This window comes from Pedobacter hartonius (assembly GCF_900107535.1).
Lineage (GTDB): Bacteria > Bacteroidota > Bacteroidia > Sphingobacteriales > Sphingobacteriaceae > Pedobacter > Pedobacter hartonius.
This window is the reverse complement of the sequence record NZ_FNRA01000002.1, coordinates 218,039-236,892: the sequence shown is the minus strand read 5'-3', so window position 1 is coordinate 236,892 and position 18,854 is coordinate 218,039. Positions and strand designations below refer to the sequence as shown.

At 43.3% G+C, this 18,854-nt stretch carries 10 protein-coding genes, 1 tRNA gene and 1 riboswitch; of the genes, 5 read left to right on the top strand and 6 right to left on the bottom strand.

Translation table 11 applies throughout. From position 1 onward, the window contains the following. Positions 1–12 precede the first annotated feature (12 nt). On the bottom strand, positions 13–1,695 hold the full coding sequence (locus BLW16_RS04525; protein ID WP_090555381.1) for a ribulokinase: 1,683 nt from the start codon (positions 1,693–1,695) through the stop codon (positions 13–15). A 593-nt stretch (positions 1,696–2,288) separates the two neighbouring features. After that, positions 2,289–2,996 (bottom strand): NUDIX hydrolase, encoded by a 708-nt coding sequence (locus BLW16_RS04520; RefSeq protein WP_090555380.1) that lies wholly within the window; start codon positions 2,994–2,996, stop codon positions 2,289–2,291. A 147-nt stretch (positions 2,997–3,143) separates the two neighbouring features. Here BLW16_RS04520 and BLW16_RS04515 point away from each other — a divergent pair, with 147 nt between their 5' ends. Together BLW16_RS04515 and tkt are read left to right on the top strand one after the other, a co-directional pair. Further along, a complete protein-coding gene (locus BLW16_RS04515) occupies positions 3,144–4,325 on the top strand; it encodes an aldose epimerase family protein (RefSeq protein ID WP_090555379.1) in 1,182 nt (393 codons plus the stop codon). Positions 4,326–4,382: 57 nt separating this feature from the next. Further along, positions 4,383–6,392 (top strand): transketolase, encoded by a 2,010-nt coding sequence (gene tkt, locus BLW16_RS04510; protein WP_090555378.1) that lies wholly within the window; start codon positions 4,383–4,385, stop codon positions 6,390–6,392. A gap of 110 nt (positions 6,393–6,502) precedes the next feature. On the opposite strand, the gene BLW16_RS04505 is transcribed toward tkt, so the two are convergent. Next, the gene (locus BLW16_RS04505; protein WP_090555377.1) at positions 6,503–7,930 is read right to left on the bottom strand and encodes a SusD/RagB family nutrient-binding outer membrane lipoprotein; all 1,428 of its coding nucleotides are present in this window, start codon (positions 7,928–7,930) and stop codon (positions 6,503–6,505) included. 5 nt (positions 7,931–7,935) lie between these two features. Further along, positions 7,936–11,136 (bottom strand): SusC/RagA family TonB-linked outer membrane protein, encoded by a 3,201-nt coding sequence (locus BLW16_RS04500; RefSeq protein ID WP_090555376.1) that lies wholly within the window; start codon positions 11,134–11,136, stop codon positions 7,936–7,938. Positions 11,137–11,540: 404 nt separating this feature from the next. After that, positions 11,541–11,647, bottom strand: a riboswitch (SAM riboswitch). A 490-nt stretch (positions 11,648–12,137) separates the two neighbouring features. Between BLW16_RS04500 and BLW16_RS04495 the strand changes: the two genes are divergently transcribed. The 3 genes from BLW16_RS04495 to BLW16_RS04485 all read left to right on the top strand — a co-directional run bounded on the left by BLW16_RS04495 (position 12,138) and on the right by BLW16_RS04485 (position 18,063). Beyond that, positions 12,138–15,380 (top strand): SusC/RagA family TonB-linked outer membrane protein, encoded by a 3,243-nt coding sequence (locus tag BLW16_RS04495; RefSeq protein WP_090555662.1) that lies wholly within the window; start codon positions 12,138–12,140, stop codon positions 15,378–15,380. A gap of 9 nt (positions 15,381–15,389) precedes the next feature. After that, positions 15,390–16,856 carry a SusD/RagB family nutrient-binding outer membrane lipoprotein gene (locus BLW16_RS04490; protein ID WP_090555375.1) on the top strand — a complete coding sequence of 489 codons (1,467 nt, stop codon included), beginning with the start codon at positions 15,390–15,392 and terminating at the stop codon, positions 16,854–16,856. Between the two features lie 202 nt (positions 16,857–17,058). Further along, positions 17,059–18,063: a DUF1972 domain-containing protein gene (locus BLW16_RS04485; RefSeq protein WP_090555374.1), complete on the top strand. Its 1,005-nt coding sequence runs from the start codon at positions 17,059–17,061 to the stop codon at positions 18,061–18,063. 122 nt (positions 18,064–18,185) lie between these two features. Here BLW16_RS04485 and BLW16_RS04480 read toward each other — a convergent pair. Both BLW16_RS04480 and BLW16_RS04475 read right to left on the bottom strand, forming a co-directional pair. Next, a tRNA-Val gene (locus BLW16_RS04480) sits at positions 18,186–18,260 on the bottom strand. A 139-nt stretch (positions 18,261–18,399) separates the two neighbouring features. Next, positions 18,400–18,819 (bottom strand): hypothetical protein, encoded by a 420-nt coding sequence (locus BLW16_RS04475; protein WP_090555373.1) that lies wholly within the window; start codon positions 18,817–18,819, stop codon positions 18,400–18,402. Positions 18,820–18,854 lie beyond the last annotated feature (35 nt).

Below are 18,854 nucleotides of genomic sequence, written 5' to 3'. Positions count from 1 at the left end.
CTTTGATTATGGTTATTCGTGATTTGGACTTTGTTCAATATAGTTCCCCAGGGATTTGTAGTGCGGATAACGGCTGGCATAATAAGCCACGTTTTTTTCATCGGGGAAATACTCCGAATCGAATCCGCTGCCCATTCTTTTCATGGCCTCTTCCACTGTCGGGTAAATCCCTCCAACTACAGCGGCGAACATGGCTGCACCTAAAGCGCAGGTATGTTCAAACTGGTGTATGCGGATGGGCATATTCAGTACATCGGCCATCATTTGCATGATATAGGGAGATTTTTTTGCCACACCACCTATACCGATGATCCCTTTTACAGGAATGCCTTCTGAGATAAAGCGGTCTACTATATTCTTGGCGCCAAAACAGGTCGCTTCGGCCAGTGCCCTGAACAGGCGGGGTGCATCTGTACCCAGGTCAAGGTTGCTGAGGGCGCCCTTTAGTTCCTGGTTGGCATCAGGTGTTCTCCGGCCGTTAAACCAGTCGATCCCAAGTTCATCGTCGTCATTTTTTGGTAACAGGGCTGCCTGTCTGCTCAGTTCAGGGATGATCTTGTCCAGCATCTCTTCCAGCAGGGCATCTGCTGTGGCTTCATCAATTACGGCAGATTGATGAAGCAGGTTTTTGAGCGGCCAGCCGAGGATGTTTTTAAACCAGGCATAGGTATCGCCGAAGGCGGACTGTCCTGCTTCGAGGCCCATCATTCCGGGAATCACAGATCCGTTTACCTGTCCGCATATCCCTTTAATGAGCTTACCTTCCATGTCTGCACTTGGAGCAACCAGGATATCACAGGTAGATGTTCCCATCACTTTACTCAGGTGATAAGGTTCAATTTGTCCGCCAACCGCTCCCATATGCGCATCAAATGCGCCCACACCAACCACCACTGAAGTCCTTAGTCCCAGTTTGTCTGCCCACTCCTTGTTTAAGAAACCTGCAGGTTCATCAGAAGTATAAGTTTCTTTGAATAAGCGGGAAGTATAACCATCCAGGAGCGGGTCTAATTCAGTAAAGAATTCATTAGGAGGAAGGCCGTTAAATTCTTCTGCCCACAATGCCTTATGTCCGGCAGCGCAGCGGCTCCTTTTCATTTCTTTAATATCACTACCACCGGTGAGCAGGAAGGGGATCCAATCGCAATGCTCTACCCAGGAGTAACATGCGTTTCTTACCTTTTCATCTGTTCTTAACGTGCGCAGCAGTTTTGCCCAAAACCATTCTGAGGAATAGATACCGCCTTCATAATCGAGGTAGTTGATCTCATATTTCAGTGCATGTTCATTGATCTGTGCCGCTTCTTTTACTGCGGTATGATCCTTCCAGAGCACAAACATCGCATGCGGGTTCTCTTCAAATCCAGGGGTTAAAGCCAATGGTACTCCGGCTTCATTCACCGCAACAGGGGTTGAACCTGTGGTGTCTACTGCAATTGCCTTCACTGCATCGGCAGCTATTTTTCCGCCTGCTTTTATTAAACAGTCCTTAATCGTATGTTCCAGCCCTTCAGTATAATCGAGCGGATGCTGCCTGAACTGATTAATCGCAGGATCACAAAATAACCCCTTCTGCCATCTTGGGTAATTAAAGACCGAAGAGGAGATCTCTTCACCATTTTCGGCGTTCACAAGTACGGAACGAACTGAGTCTGAACCGTAATCTACTCCAATAACGTATATATTTGGTTTCATAAAATAAATAAATGTCTAATTAACGTTTATTTATTTACTAAATGAAATTTTTTAGAAAATTTAATACGGACAGCGTTAATTCATGCTGTTAAATTAACAGGTATTTGATCTGGTTTAATGAAATTTTCCGGGCGGAGACTGTTATTTCATTATAGGATATATACACTATAATGAAATCGGGATACTTTAAAACTGTGCCTTTTAAAGATATATCTTATGTTTTATTACTTCTGATATAGATAATATTTTGTGAGATAAGGTTCCTGAAAAGTTATATAAAAGATAAATTTAAAAAGATTACATAAGGTTTTCATTGTATATAAAATGAGTTTAATACAAAATTATCCCGGGTTTCAAACGGGTATGGAACGGCAAATTGTCGTTCCATACCCGTTTGAAACTCGAATCAAAGTCGTTCCAAACCCGAGGAAAATATCATTTAAACATGTGGTAAATACACTTCAAACCAGGCCAGAGGTAAGATGCAGCCTGTTCATTGTCTGGCTGTAAAACTGAGCTCTTCTGAAAAAGTCAAAAAGTTTTCCGGCTCCGGGGCCGTTTAGAAAAAAATGCTTAACGGCGGCAAGCCTGCATCAGCTGATCAGATTTTCCGGGTTAGGAATAAAATTCAGGAAAGCCTGGAATTTGGCCTTATATTTTTTCTTGTCCAGCTTAAAATAAAATGCTCCTTTTTTAGAGTTCGATTTATCTTTTTCTTCAAGTTTGATCAGCAGCCCTGTTGAGGTGAGCTTCCTGATAAAATTCCGGTTATCAATTTTAGTGTTGTAAACGCCTTCATAGAGGCTTTGCAGCTGCGGAATAGTAAATTTTCTTGGCAGGAGCTCAAATAAGAGCGGATGTAATGCAGCTTTATATCTTATCTTTTGTTTTGCAATTTCCACCATTTGCCCGTGGTCAAATACAAGGCCGGGCATTTCGTTCACCAGAAACCATTCCGCGTGGTACCTGTCGCTCAGCTGGGTTTCATATTTATGAATATCTATCAGCGCGAAATAAGCAACAGAAACGATACGTTCATCAGGATCTCTTGCCGGATCACCAAAAGCATACAGCTGCTCAAGATATACGCCATTCAGACCAGTCAGCTGAAGAAGGATCTTGTTCGCAGCTTCATCAAGACTTTCATTGGCTTTAATAAAACCACCCATCAGGCTCCACTTGTCTTTTTCGGGCTCAAAGCCCCTTTTGATCAGTAGAATCTTTAAGTTTTCTCCATCAAATCCAAAAATAATACAATCCACCGCAAGCAGCATTTTTGTTTCTGTTGTATTGTTCGTCATTAAACGTATTTTAGATAAGATATTGGCTAATATTGAATAAAAGATTTATAACTACAAACTTAAAAAAAATTATATTAATTGTTGTTTTGACAGTTAATATAATTTACCTATTTTGCCATAAACTATATATAAACCATAAAAAAAGAGATGAAAACGAATCAAAATTTACTTTTTGCATTACTCCTGATTTCGGGAGGATTGGCAAGCTGCAATTCTTCTTCAACAAAAAACACTGCTGCTGCAGATTCAGTAGGAACGAGTACCGCCGGTCTCAAAATCCCCGATTCTGCAGCCTTTGAAGGTCAGGTGGACAATAAGAAGGTGCATTTATACACATTGAAAAATCAAAGTGGAGATCAGGCCTCCATCACCAATTTTGGCGCGAGGTTAGTTTCATTGCTGGTTAAAGACAATAAAGATCAGCCCGTAGATGTGATCCTGGGACATGACAGTTTGAAACCATACCAGGGAAAAAGTGAAAATTACTTTGGTGCAGTAGTTGGCCGTTACGGGAACAGAATTGCAAAGGGCAAATTTTCAGTGGATGGTAAATCGTATCAGCTGGAAATAAATAATGGTCAGAACACATTGCATGGCGGGTTCAATGGCTTCTACAAGAAAGTATGGGACGCTAAGCAGATTGACGACCATACCCTGGAACTCAGCTATCTTGCCAAAGATGCTGAAGCAGGTTATCCGGGAAACTTAAATGTAAAGGTGACATATTCTTTGGAAGACGATCATTCCCTGAAAATCAGCTATAGTGCAACAACAGATAAAACTACAGTGGTTAACTTAACCAACCATGCTTATTTCAACCTGAATGGTGCCGGCGACAAAACCATTACAGACCATATGCTTACACTGGAAGCTGATGGATATACACCGGTAGATACCACGCTGATCCCAACCGGGAAAATTGAAAAAGTAGCGGGCACACCATTTGATTTCACAAAGGCCAAACTGATTGGTGCCAATATCAATGATGAAAATGCGCAGTTGAAAAACGGAAAAGGATATGACCATAACTGGGTATTGAGAAAGGGCACAGGCCTGCGTAAAGCTGCTACTGTGAGCAGCAGTAAAACAGGTATTGTGATGGAAGTACTTACCGAGGAGCCGGGAATACAGTTTTATAGCGGTAACTTCTTAACCAACGACATCAACAATGGTAAAGCCGGCGCAACATATGGTTACCGTTCCGCTTTCTGTCTGGAGACACAACACTTCCCTGATTCTCCTAATCAACCCTCCTTTCCATCCACAGTATTGAAACCCGGAGCTACGTATCACACGATTACTGTTTATAAATTTTCTGTCAAAAAATAGAATTTATCAAACAAATCCTGCCCGGTAGTATTATTTAAGTACAATAAATATTTTAAAATGGATTCAACTCATAACATTGAAGAATTAGCAATAAATACGGTAAGGACCTTATCAATTGACGCTGTACAAAAGGCAAATTCCGGGCACCCCGGAATGCCGATGGGCGCGGCCCCTATGGGACATGTGCTGTATTCTCATTATATGAAATTTAACCCTAAAAACCCTCAATGGGCAAACAGGGACAGGTTTATCTTATCTGCCGGACATGGCTGTATGTTACAGTACAGCTTATTGCATTTAACGGGATTTAATGTAACCATAGATGATCTGAAAAATTTCCGTCAGCTAAACAGTAAAACTGCAGGCCACCCTGAGTATGGACTGATTGATGGGGTAGACGTAACTACGGGCCCTCTTGGACAGGGTTTTGCCAATGGGGTAGGTTTTGCTATTGCGCAAAAACACCTGGCAGCAAGATATAACAAACCTGGATTCGACCTCTTTGACTATAAGATCTATGCCATCTGCAGTGACGGTGATATGATGGAAGGCGTAACTTCTGAGGCGGCTTCTTTAGCCGGTCACCTTGAACTGGGTAACCTCATCTATCTGTATGACGATAACCATATCTCGATTGAAGGCAGCACAGATATCGCCTTTAATGAAGATGTAGCCAAACGCTTTGAAGCTTACAACTGGCATGTTCAGGTGGTAAACGATGGGAATGACCTGAATGCGATCATTAACGCGGTACGTAACGCAAAAGCAGAAACCCAGAAGCCTTCACTGATCAAAGTGCGTACGCAGATTGCTTATGGCAGTCCGAACAAGGTAAACACAGCAGGGTCACACGGTTCGCCATTGGGTGCTGATGAGATTAAACTGGTGAAGGAATTTTTTGGCTTCGATCCTGAAAAATCTTTCTATGTGCCTGCTGAAGTTGATGAGTATTACCAGGCTGCGGGTAAAAAAGGAACAGAAGCAAACCAGAAATGGGATGAGCTTTATGCGCAGTATAAAGAGAAGTTCCCTGAACTTGCGGCCGAATATGATAGGGCACAAAGCGGCGAATTGCCGGAAAACTGGAAAGATTCACTGCCTGTTTTTGCAGCTTCAAAAGATAAAATGGCTACCCGTCAGGCATCAGGAAAAGTTTTAAATGCAATTGCTGCAGGTATACCGGCACTGATCGGCGGTGCTGCGGATCTTGCACCATCTACAGAAACAAACTTAAAGGAGTATGATTCATTTACATCTGAAAACAGGGCTGGACGTAATTTCCACTTTGGTATCCGTGAACATGCGATGGGTGCTGCACTGGTAGGAATGGCTTTAACTAAGGGTGTTATTCCGTTTGGCGCAACATTCCTGATGTTCTCTGAATATATGCGCCCACCAATCAGACTTGCTGCCATTATGAAGATCCGGCCTATTTTTGTGTACACACATGATAGTATAGGCCTGGGCGAAGATGGAACAACTCACCAGCCGGTAGAACAGCTGATATCGCTTCGTTCGATACCTAATATCACAGTGATCCGCCCTGCAGATGCCAATGAAACTGCACAGGCATGGCGCGTTGCACTGGAACACCAGGACGGGCCGGTAGTGCTTGTATTTACCAGACAAGGTTTGCCGGTGCTCGACCAGGATAAATATGGTAAAGCAGAAGGACTGGAGAAAGGTGCCTATATCCTGTCTGACGCTGAAGGACAGCCCGACCTGATCCTGATCGCCACTGGTTCTGAAGTAGCCCTGATCATGGATGCACAGGCTAAACTGAAAGAAGAAGGAATAGCTGCACGTGTGGTGAGTATGCCTTCATGGGAGCTTTTTGAAAAACAGGATGCTGCGTATAAAGAGCAGGTATTTCCGAAAGCCATTAAAAAACGTCTGGCAGTGGAAACAGGCTCTCCGCTCGGATGGCATAAATATGTTACTGATGAGGGCGACATTATTGCCATGACTACTTTTGGCGAATCTGCTCCTGCAGAAGAACTGTATAAAGTTTTCGGGTTTACCATCGAAAACGTAGTTGGGAAAGCCAAAGCCCTGCTGGGCAACTAATAAACAAAGGGACCTCTCTTTCGATACCTTCTGGCGCGCTTTAGCGGTAGGCAGCATCGAAAGAAAGGTTCCTTTTATTGAGCTTATCTGATAAAGGGTGCTTTACACTCCTAATTTACATCAAACCATAGTTTAGTTGTCAGGGCATCTGCTCCCTGGTGTGTTACGGCCGCTTTATAACCATCAGGGTTCAGGGATTGCTCCGTTCCCGGGTAGATGAACCTTACCGGAATCTGTCTGTTCAGTGCACCGGCAACAGCAGGTGCAAGTACCGGATAATCGAGCCTTCTCCATTCGGTAAAGGCTTCGAGTCCCTGACCAAAAAGGGCGATCCATTTTTGGTTACCTATGGATTTCTTAAAGTTTGCGGCATCGTACTGAACTGCTGGTGTAGCCTTATAAGCTGCAATATCGGAAGTCGATATGCCATACTGTAACAGAGAGGCTTCTACTGCCTGATTGTAAAGTGCAGCGGGATCTTCTCCTGTAAAGCCTCTTGCTGCGGCCTCCGCCCGGTCAAATAATACTTCCGCATAGCTGATGATCACTGCAGGGGCAGTTGGTGCAATAAAGTAACTTCCTATTTTAGACACCTGGTCTTTGCCGGGAAGGTTTGCACTTAATCCGTTTGGTGCACCTACATAAAGCTGCGTGGCAACTGATTTCTGCGCGTATACAGCTAAACGCGGATCATTTAATGCAGTAAGCTGGTCGATAATGGTTTTGCTCACACGGTATTCGTCAGGCCGGGTATCAAACAGGTTGCTGATCGGGTTTTGATTGGGCGAAGCTTTATAGTTCAGCTGTGCCGTTTCGCTATTGGCACTGATATAGGAGCCGCCTTCGGTTTGTATGGCTGCAATGGTCTGCCTGGCCAGTTCCGGTTCACGGTCAGCAATGCGCAGGGCAATCCTCAAACGCAGGGAATTGGCAAACTTTTTCCATAAGGCGATCGAATTGCCGTAAAGAATATCGCCGGCAATTGCTTTTCCGTTCGGGTCCAGTGCATCCTGTGCAGTTTTCAGATCTGTGAGTATGCCGAGGTATACATCGCGTTGGTTATCATATTTTGGCAGCAGGTACTGATCAATGTTCCCCGCCTGTGAGTAGGGGATATCTCCATAAACGTCTGTTAGTTGCGTGAAGAGCCAGGACCGTAAAACCAATGCTACACCTTTATAATTTGGGGTAGAGGCGGCATCTGCCTGTTTGATGATCTGGTTCAGGTTAATTATGCCTTTGGCATAATCAATGGACCAGAGCTCCTGGAAACTCGCATTGGTAAAGATATACCGGTCGGGATCTGTGTATTGTATTTTTGCCCAGTGCTGTACAAACAGGAGGCTTGAGCCCAGGTTGTTTGTAGTGCCCCAGTAGGTGTCTGATGTTGCTTTTATGGCTGCAGTCAGAAGGTAGTCTGTCTGCGCGGTTTCGGACGCATTCGGGTTGACGTTGCTCTCATCCAGTGCTTTCTTGCAGGAAACAGCGGTCAGTAATAGTGCTCCTGCTATCAATATGTTTATATATCTGATCTTCATGATGATTAAAATTTAAGATTAAGGTTGAACCCGATGTTGCGTACTCCCGGAAGGGTAAGATCTTCCAGTCCCTGGCCGTTACCAGCATTAAAGGCCGTTTCAGGGTCTATATTGGGAACCTCTTTATGGATGATCAGCAGGTTACGCCCTACAACGGAGATTGTTGCACTTTGCAGCCCGATAGATTTTATCCACTGCTGCGGTAAAGTGTAGCCCAGTTTTACTTCTCTTAATTTCACATATGTAGCACTGTATACGGCTGTCTCGTCGGCATTTGTTGTCGCTTTATAATATTGCATAGCAGGGATAATGGTTGAGTTTGCTGTGCCGTCCGCCAGTACTCCTTTAAATACCAGCCCATCATCATAAACCGTTGCACCGCCTGGTGCCGCACTGCCCGCTGTGATCTGTACAGCTTTTCCGGTGTTGTCATTTCCGGGGTAATAATAGCTCAGTCCCCCGTTCTCCGTACCGCGGCCGAGAAGTGTTGAGGCCAGTACACCGGTATAGGTTCCTGTGGCATTGGTGCCCGAATAGATCTTGCCGCCTACATGTGCATCTACCAGTACACTTAAGTTGATCCTTTTATAGATAAAGCTGTTGGTAATGCCGCCCAACCAATCTGGTGTGTACTTGCCCAGGATTTTCTTTGAAGCGCTGATGGCAGGCGTTCCGTCGGCATTCACAATAATATCGCCGGCGGCGTTCCTTTCGTATGCCGTTCCGAAGATTGAACCGTAGGGCTGCCCGATGGCGGCCAGGATCTGTACTGTGCCATCTGTGCCAAGCACATAACTCTGTATGTCTCCGTACAGGGATTTCACCCTGCTCTTGTTTGAGGAGAAGTTCGTGTTGATATCCCAACTGAAGTTTTTGGTCTTAATTGGTGTTAAGCCAAGTTGCAGTTCCACTCCTTTGTTGTTGATGGTACCCCCATTTACCAGTTTCTGGCTGAATCCTGTGGAGGTACTTACGTCCAGGCTTAAGATCTGGTTGATACTATTGGTATTGTAAACACTGGCGTCAAACCTGATCCTGTTCTGAAGAAAGCCCAGTTCAAAACCTGCCTCTGTAGATTTGGTGGTCTCTGGTTTCAGGTCCGGGTTCAGGTCTATCGCATTGGCGTACTGCTGCGGGTTGCCGTCAAAAGGCGCAAGAAAACCGTTGGTATTGATCAGCTGGTATGGAGAAGCGTCTTTACCTACCTTAGACCAGCCTCCGCGAAGTTTTGCATAGGTCAGCACATCGCTTTTAATATCAAATGCTTCGGTAAGGATAAAACTTCCGTTCAGGGAAGGATAGAAATAAGAGCGGTTTTCTACCGGCAGGGTAGAGGACCAGTCATTTCTGGCCGTAAGGTTTAAGTACGCATAATTTCTGAAGCCCAGTTGTGCCGAACTGAAAGCACTGTATACTTTTTGTTTGGTATAGTAATTATAAGAGATCAGCGGGTCTCTGGAATTGCTGAGCGTGTACAGACCGGCTACCGCAAGTTTGGAAGCCAGCTGGTCATTGTTTTCCAGGGTTGAAGTACGTATGTTTCCGCCGAGCAATACATCGAGACTAAAATCCTTGCTTAGTTTCTTTGTGTAATCCAGTCTTGCTTCAGTATTATTTTCATTGAAAGTATAGGCGTCTTCCTCATAAGAGCCAAAAGGAGTTCCGTTGGTTCCATAGGCGATCTTTGTCTTTCTGCGGTCGGTATAGTTATCGTTGCCCGTCCTGAAGTTGGCCGAAAGGCCGTCAATGATCTTATAGTTTAATTCCACATTCCCGATCAGGCGGTTGCGGACCTGGCCTACGGTGTTTTCATAAGCTATAAAATAGGGGTTACTGTAATAGCTGTTGTTCCAGTTGATGTTGTTTCCATTGGCATCTTTGTAGTTTTTCAGCTGTTCTACGTCTACCTGGCGGCCGAACCACGTAAATTGCAGCATGGTACTGGTAGCCCTTTTACCTCCTGAGCCCGGCAAATTATCAGCACTGCTGTTCACATAATTTGCATAGGTGTTTAAAGTTAATTTAGGAGTGATCTTATAACTGGAGTTGAAAAGGAAGGAGTTTTTTGATTGTGAGGAATTAGGAATGACACCGGTCTGATCGAAATTATTGTAAGAAAGGCGGTAGTCAAACTTCTCTCCTGTGCCTGAGAAGGAGATCCCGTTGTTCAGTGTGCGGCCGGTGTTAAAAAAACTGCGCACATTGTCAGGATGTGCAATAAAAGGAACCGCTACGCCATTTGAGTTAAACTGCGGGATGAGCCTTCCATCGAGGCGTGGTCCCCAGCTTTCATCAACCCCGTCATTTAAACCGCCGCCTGCACCATCTTTATAGCTGAACTGTCCGTTGGCTCCCTGTCCGTATGAATTCTGATAATCCGGCAGGACCAGCAGGCTGGAAAAAGAGGTGTTTGAATTGATGCTGATGCCCAGGCCTTTTGAGCCCTTACCTTTTTTGGTGGTGACCAGTACCACACCCGCTGCGGCGCGTGAACCATACAATGCTGCGGCATTTGGCCCTTTCAATACACTAATGGATTCAATGTCTTCGGAGTTGATATCAGAAATAGGGTTGGCATAATCCCTTGAACCGGCAGTAGCCGATATTGCCGTGTTGCCCAAAGTCTGTGTATTATCTACAGGAACACCGTCAATGACAAACAGTGGCTGGTTGTTTCCGGAGATGGAAGTCTCACCGCGGATGATGATCCTTGAAGATCCCATATCTCCCTGGCTGTTGGTTACCTGTACACCGGCGATCTTACCGGCGAAGGCATTCACCAGATTTGCCTCCTTAGCCTCAGAAATATCTTTTGATTTCAGCTCCTGGACGGCATATCCGAGAGATTTCTTTTCCTTGGGGATATTGAGTGCCGTCACAACTACCTCGCTGAGTGCATTCTGGGATTCTTCCAGTACAATATTGAGGACCGGGTTTTCACTGCTGACCGGAAACTCACGGCTGGTATATCCGATAGAGGCCACACTGAGTATGTCGCCGGGTTTTGCGTTGAGGCTGAACTTACCGTCGGAATTACTTTGCGTACCGTTGCCGCTGCCTTTAACGGAAACGCTTACCCCCGGAACGGGTTGCCCGGAGGCTTTGTCGGTAATTACACCGGATATTTTCACAGACTGCGCAGTTGCGGACTGTAGCGTAAATAAGGATATAATTATCCCTATTACAAGCTTGTAAAGTTTGAACATATGATCAAATGGTATAATCCTGTCGCCTGATTTCGGGGTGATATTGCAGAGATAAACCTTGCCGTATAGCACTGAGACCGGAGCTGACCGGATGAGGATGAAAAATTTGTTAATTTATCGTTTCAGAGGTCGCGCTAGTCACAACACATATACATGGAATAGCGCTGGTAATGACAGGGGGCTGCTGGAAATGAAGAATTGCCCGTTCTCAATTTAGTAATTTTTGTTTTCATTTTGATTTTGTTGTCTTTTGTCTTCAGGCTGCTTTCGGCAGTTTCATTTAAATTTAATTCTATTTGCTGTACAAATAATCAATCATTTTGTTCATGATACTTTTTTTAAAAAGCTTATGCAGAAGTTTAAGGGAAGGGATAAAATGAAATTGCTGTTATTAAGCAATGAACAACTTATCTTCTCCATCATATGGAAAGGAATTAGCACCTTTTACCTTCAGGTTGTATAGGTTGCCAAGACTTCACAGGGCCTTTCCCTCAGTCTTTCTGGATAAGTCAAAAAATCAATGAACGGATTAAGTATGGCGCAAATATATAAATAATCTACTAGATCTATAGTATTTATAATTTCATTACTTTTTGATGATTATTGCCATACTATTGAATCCATACCATGGGGAAGGGAGCTCTTCAATAAAAATAGCTTAAGATAAACCGGCTCCGGATTCCCGGGCAATAAGCGTATGTAAATGCAAATCTTTAAAAATTATCGTTGAAATTGACTAGAGATTTCAGTTATAACTTTAATTTTTTAGGGTATTTGGGTATAAAAATTGAAATTTTGTAATTAATCAATGATAAAAATCTGTTTTTTTATTTTTTTTACAAAAAATCATTTTTTAGAGGTGTAAGGCCGTTTTTTTTATTGACGATCGCTTTATTCATTTGGTTATTTGTGCAAATGATATAAAATATTAAAAAGTATTAGCGCAATGTTTGAAAATCATTTATATTGCGGGACTATTAATGATTATTAAACCTAAATTCATGACAAAACAACTACTAATTTGTTTTGTCTTCCTGCTTTTTGCCATAGGAGCAAATGCACAAGACAAAACCGTTACTGGTACAGTGACTTCAAAGGCCGATGGGCTTCCGCTACCAGGTGTTACAATACGCGTTAGAGGCGTAAAACAAGGGACTATTACCAATGCAAGCGGAAAGTTTTCCCTGAGTGTTCCACAAGGAAGCGCTACTGTTGAAATATCTTTTATCGGATATCTGATGCAGGCAGTAACTATTCCAGCTTCAAATGTGATCAACGCAACACTTTCTGAAGATTCACAACAGCTAGAGCAGGTTGTGGTAACTGCATTGGGAATTACAAGAAAAAAGAATGAGCTGCCATTTGCTGCCCAGGAGTTAAAAGCTGAAGAGATTACCAGAACAAGAGATATCAACCTGGTTAACTCTTTAGGAGGTAAAGTTGCCGGTTTGGATATCAAACGCAGCAATGCGATGGGGGGATCTACAAACGTAGTGATCCGTGGTTCAAAATCTATTACCCAGGGTAACCAGGCGCTGTTTGTGATTGACGGGGTTCCTGTCAGCAATGCATCTGCCAATACAGAAAACCAGGGTACAGGACGTGCAGGTTATGATTACGGTAATGCCGCGTCAGACATCAACCCTGATGACGTAGCTTCAATGACAGTCCTTAAAGGTGCTGCCGCTACTGCATTATACGGTTCAAGAGCTGCCAACGGTGTGATCATCATCACCACAAAAAAAGGAAGTAAAAATTCTACAAACATCACGGTAAACAGCGGTGTAACCTTTGGCAAAATCGATAAATCTACATTTCCTACTTATCAGAAAGAATACGGACAGGGATATAACTCTCCTGCTACTGATGGTGTAGGCAATACTGTTCCAACTGCCGGATTCTGGTACAGGGACGTTTTCGGAACCGGAAAGGTAATGACTCCGCAGTTCAGTTCGGATGCTTCATACGGACCAAAATTTGATCCGAACCTGTTGGTTTACCAATGGTCAGCTTTAGACCCTTTCTCTCCGAATTATCAGAAAGCTACCCCATGGGTTGCCGCGGCAAACGGACCTGAAACGTTTTATGAAACTGCTGTAACTTCTAACCAAAGTATCAGCATTGATGGCGGTGGTGAAAAAAGTACTTTCAAAATCGGTTACACACGTAACGATGAAAAAGGTGTACTGCCAAACAGTAAGATCACTAAAAACCTGTTCAACTTTGGCGGTTCATATGAAATGGCTAAAAACCTGACGGTTTCTGCTTCTGCAAACTACTCCAAAATTGACGGTTTAGGCCGTTACGGTACAGGATACAGCGGATTGAACCCTAACCAGGGCTTCCGCCAGTGGTGGAACGTTGGTGCTGATATCAAAGAACTTGAAGAAGCTTACAACAGAAACGGCAAAAACGTAAGCTGGAACTGGGGTGATGCAACAGGTACTAAACCTATCTATGCTGATAACCCTTATTTTAACCGCTACCAGAATGTGGCAAATGATACCAGGGACCACTTCTTCGGTAACACAGCCTTAAATTATAAAGTTAACGACTGGTTTAATGTCATCGGACGTGTATCTTATGACGGTACTTCAGATCTTCAGGAAGAACATATTGCAATAGGCTCTACTGCACTTCCTTTATATGCCCGTACCAACGGAACATTCTCAGAAACCAACTTTGACCTTTTGCTGAACTTCAATAAGAACATTACTGAAGACATCTCTTTCAAAGGATTGTTAGGCTCCAACTTACGCCGCAGCAGGTTAACCAATATCAGTGCTAAAACTAACGGCGGACTTACCGTTCCGGGATTATATTCATTATCTAACTCTGTAAGCCCGATCGAGGCTCCGGTAGAGAGATATGAAAGAAAAGCAGTTGATGGTTATTTTGCCAGTACTACATTTGGTTACAAAGACCTCGTATTTATTGATGCAACAGTGAGAAGGGATCAGTCAACTACCCTTCCTACAAATAACAATGTGTTCTGGTACCCTTCAGTTGCGGGAAGTTTTGTATTCTCGAATGTGCTGAAAGACCTGACATGGTTATCTTATGGTAAAGTAAGATTGAACTACGCTGAAGTTGGTAATGATGCACCAAACTTAAGTGTATATGATACTTATACCAAACCAACAGCTTTTGGTTCTATCCCGATGTTCTCTGTTTCTGATACAAAAAACAACGGTGCATTGAAGCCTGAGCGTACTAAAAGTATAGAGGCAGGTGTAGAAACTGCGTTCCTGAACAGCCGTTTCGGTTTTGATGTAACGCTTTACAAAACAAACACTGTTGATCAGATTACCCCGGTTTCTGTAACTACAGCTACAGGTTTCCTGAAGTTATATGTTAACGCCGGTGAAGTTCAGAACAAAGGTATAGAGGTTTCGGCCTTCCTGGTTCCAGTGAAAAACAAAAACTTCTCATGGACACTGAACGTAAACTGGTCTAAAAACAAAAGTGAAGTGCTTTCACTTTATGAAAACGTACAAAACATTGAGCTGAATACATTGTCTTTATCAGGTGCGGTTACATACAACGCAGCTATTGGTCAGCCATACGGTGTGATCAAAGGAACAAATTATGTATACAACAACGGCCAGAAGGTGGTGAATGCTAACGGTTACTATGCAGCAACTGCTAGTTCTGCAGAAGTGATCGGTGATCCGAATGCCGACTGGATGGGTGGTATCGGAAACACATTCAAGTATAAAAACCTTTCCCTGAATTTCCTTGTTGACATCCGTAAAGGCGGTGATCTTTGGTCACTTGATCAATGGTATGGTCAGGGAACCGGTTTATATCCAAACACTGCCGGTACGAACGACCTGGGCAATCCTGTAAGAAGTTCACTGGCTACAGGTGGTGGTATCATCTTACCGGGCGTACTGGCTGATGGTACTCCAAATACCAAACGTATCGATGTTTCTAACTCCGGAGCTTCTGCTTACGGATATCCAAACAACCCTCCGCGTGCTTCAACTATCTATGATGCCGGTTATGTAAAACTGAGAGAGGTGGCCCTGGGTTATTCATTGCCACAAAAATTTGTCAGCAAACTGCGTGCATTTAAAGGAATTGATGTTTCACTGGTTGGACGTAACCTTTGGATCATTCACAAAAATGTTCCGTTTGCAGATCCTGAAGACGGACTGGGTTCTGGTAACGTGCAGGGATACCAAAGTGGATCTTATCCTGCTGTAAGAACTGTAGGGTTCAATGTTAAATTTAGATTATAAGCAACAACCATGAGAAAAATATATACCGTTTTAATCGCAGCCGTGCTTTTCAGCTCTTGTGCGAAAAACCTGGAAGAATATAACATAGACCAGAAGAAGGCAACTGTTGTACCTGCTGCTACGCTGTTCACAGCTGCACAAAAAAGTTTTGCAGACGTGCTGACCAGCCCTAGTGTAAATACTAACGTATTCCGTTTTTATGTACAGCAATGGACAACTACAGAATATCTTGATGAACCAAGATATAACTTAACAGCAAGACCATTGCCACAGGCATTCTGGTCTGCTATTTACAAAGACGTACTGAGCGATCTGAACGAATCTAAAAGGATCATCAATGCTGATGCTTTACTGAACGCAGATATAAAAGCAAATGAGCTTGCACAGATTGGCGTGATGGAAGTACTGGCCTGGTCTACTTTAGTGAACACATTCGGAAATATTCCGTATTCAGAATCTCTGCAGATTTCTAATGTTCAGCCAAAATATGATGATGCCGCTACCATCTACAGCGACCTTCTTGTACGTTTGGATGCTGCCCTGGCAGGATTTAAACCTGCAGCTACAGGTTTTGGAACAGCAGATCTGTTGTACAGCTCAAAAGCTGCTCCTATTGCAAGCTGGATTAAATTTGGAAATGCCCTGAAATTAAGATTAGGATTGATCATTGCAGATAAAGATGCTGCAAAGGCTAAAACTGTGATCGAAGCTGCGGCAGCAAATGTATTTACTGATGCTACAGATAATGCACGTTTCCCTTACACGCTTTCTACACCAAACAATAACCCTATTTCAACAAATGCAAATAAGGCCTTAACCACCAGAACGGATTATATCGCTTCTCAGTTTATTGTGGATAAGATGAATGCATTGGCTGATCCGCGCCGTGCAGGTTTCTTTACTCAGGTTGGCGGAGCTTATGTAGGCGGATACTATGGATTCTCCAATTCATACGCTAACTTCTCTACAATGGCGCCAAGGATTGCTGCTTTTGATTTTGAAGCACTGCTGATGGATTACCCGGAAACTGAATTCGGACTGGCTGAAGCCGGCAGAAGAGGTTTTACTGTTCCCGGCACTCCGGAGCAGCATTACAACAATGCGGTTACTGCGTCTATCGTATACTGGGGCGGTACTGCTGCCCAGGCTGCGGTTTATCTTGCCCGTCCTGATGTAGCTTTCACTACTGCATCTGCAAACTACAAAGAGACAATTGGTGTGCAGAAATGGCTTGCTTTATATAACCGCGGTTATGAAAGCTGGACTGAATGGAGACGCTTAGACTTCCCTGTACTTTCGCCTCCAAGTGCTGCAAATGCACCGGCAGGACAGAGTGTGCCGGCTGGTCTGTCGATCCCTGTACGTTTGATCTATCCGATCAATGAGCAAACATTAAACGGTACCCAAAGAGCTGCAGCTGCGTCTGCTATCGGAGGTGACCTTGTGACAACCAAACTTTTCTGGGATGTCAACTAATATCAGGTAATCATTGCCGGCAAAGGTCTTTAGAGATCTGAACCTGCATGTAGAAAGTCCCGGGAACTCGTTCTCCGGGACTTTTTTTGCGTTAAGGAGTTTCATAAATATCCGGATTTTTCTTCCGGTACAGGCAACCATTTACCGTATTTGCCCGTGATGACAGCATGAACCCGGCATGAGCAAATAATGAAATAAACAGATGAAATTAAACATAGCAATATTAGGTACCCGGGGAATTCCGAATTACTATGGAGGATTTGAACATATCTCGGAATATGTTTCTGCCGGGTTGGTCAGGCGAGGACATGAAGTCACCGTATATAATTCGCATAATCACCCCTATACGATGAGCAGCTGGAATGATGTGGAGATCAGGCACTGTTACGATCCGGAGTACCTGATCGGGACGGCAGGCCAGTTCGTGTATGACCTGAATTGCCTGCTGGATGCCCGGAAAAGAAAATATGATGTGATCATGCTGATGGGGTATATGAGCAGCTCGGTTTGGAGCAGCCTGTATCCGCGAAAAAGTGCCATCGTTACCAATATGGACGACCTGGAATGGAAAAAATCTACATATTCAAAACCTGTACAGGCCTTTATGAAGTACGCCGAAAAACTTGCCGTAAAACACAGTCAGTATTACGTGGCCGATTCGATGGTCATCCAGACCTATTTAAAGGATAAATATAAAATTGAAAGTAAATATATCCCTTATGGTGCCGATCTGTTTTATGAGCGGGAGCGGGAGCAGTTCAACCGCTCCGAAATGTTAAAGGAAGATTATTTCCTGCTGATGGCCAGAATGGAACCTGAAAATAATATTGAGAACATTCTGGAAGGCTTTAGCCATGCCAAAGTGCGTTCCCTTCAGCATAACTCCTATCTTTATTTTCATGGGCACAGCGTTGGTGGTGCCCATCTATCGCTCTTGGAGGCAATGGATAGCGAAGCATTAATTGCGGCACATCACAACCCTTTTAACAAGCCGGTTTTGCATACAGACACATTTTTTTCCAATGCAGATGAAGTGAGGAATATCGTTGAAACGCTGCGGCGCATGGAAATTGAAAAAACGATGGTCAGCAATAATCTTCATAAGATCAAGAATCAGTTCAACTGGGAAACAATAATTGACCAGTATGAAGAATTTCTACTGGATTGTTATTATAACTACAACTATGGCAGGGCTATTTATTATTAAGGATACATTGCCAGCAAAATCAATGTCCGCTACACAGCATTTCGCATTGATCCGTCAGCAGGAATGTAATGCGCTGATCAAAAAAAATCCGTTTTTCAATAAGAAAAACGGATTTTTATCTGTGGGAGATACTGGGTTCGAACCAGTGACCCCCTGCTTGTAAGGCAGGTGCTCTGAACCAGCTGAGCTAATCTCCCCTTGGTTCATTTACATCGATTAGACTGCTTTAAGGCAGGTTTCGTCGATGTTGGGAGTGCAAATCTACAGCTTTATTTCAATTATGCAAATGTTTTTTGATGTTTGCTCAAACTATACTCAAACAAGTAGCCTTGTTTGTTATTTTGATGGTTTATATAGGACGGTGATACAATCTATTACTTTGCCTTTAGTTTCATTTTTCACAAACGCTGTGAGTGTAATAATTGTAGCGCCTTTATTTACATCAGCCATTAAAGAATAAGAAAGACCATTTGTATCTACGATATCAGATACATAAACTGCATTCTTGCGATTCCAAGTTAGCTTGTTTACATAGTTTTTGAAAATGTTATCTGTTAGCTTAGTGACGTTTATAATATTGCCATTATCCGCAATTTTTAGAATAGAGTTTTTAAAAATAGGAATGCTTGTAGCAAAACCTTCTTTTTGGCTTTTTACATCTGACTTGTAAGCGATATATGAGACTTTGTATTCTTGCCCTTTCCCAGTTATACTAAAGGCGAAGATTAGACTTAACCATAAAATTGTTGTTTTCATTTACTGATTGTACTTTTAAGTTGTTGTGTTTAGTA

What these genes read in the sequence shown, in the direction of transcription:
- BLW16_RS04525 (WP_090555381.1), bottom strand. Translation starts at nt 1,695, where the DNA reads ATGAAACCAAATATATACGTTATTGGAGTAGATTACGGTTCAGACTCA.
- BLW16_RS04520 (WP_090555380.1), bottom strand. Translation starts at nt 2,996, where the DNA reads ATGACGAACAATACAACAGAAACAAAAATGCTGCTTGCGGTGGATTGT.
- BLW16_RS04515 (WP_090555379.1), top strand. Translation starts at nt 3,144, where the DNA reads ATGAAAACGAATCAAAATTTACTTTTTGCATTACTCCTGATTTCGGGA.
- tkt (WP_090555378.1), top strand. Translation starts at nt 4,383, where the DNA reads ATGGATTCAACTCATAACATTGAAGAATTAGCAATAAATACGGTAAGG.
- BLW16_RS04505 (WP_090555377.1), bottom strand. Translation starts at nt 7,930, where the DNA reads ATGAAGATCAGATATATAAACATATTGATAGCAGGAGCACTATTACTG.
- BLW16_RS04500 (WP_090555376.1), bottom strand. Translation starts at nt 11,136, where the DNA reads ATGTTCAAACTTTACAAGCTTGTAATAGGGATAATTATATCCTTATTT.
- BLW16_RS04495 (WP_090555662.1), top strand. Translation starts at nt 12,138, where the DNA reads ATGACAAAACAACTACTAATTTGTTTTGTCTTCCTGCTTTTTGCCATA.
- BLW16_RS04490 (WP_090555375.1), top strand. Translation starts at nt 15,390, where the DNA reads ATGAGAAAAATATATACCGTTTTAATCGCAGCCGTGCTTTTCAGCTCT.
- BLW16_RS04485 (WP_090555374.1), top strand. Translation starts at nt 17,059, where the DNA reads ATGAAATTAAACATAGCAATATTAGGTACCCGGGGAATTCCGAATTAC.
- BLW16_RS04475 (WP_090555373.1), bottom strand. Translation starts at nt 18,819, where the DNA reads ATGAAAACAACAATTTTATGGTTAAGTCTAATCTTCGCCTTTAGTATA.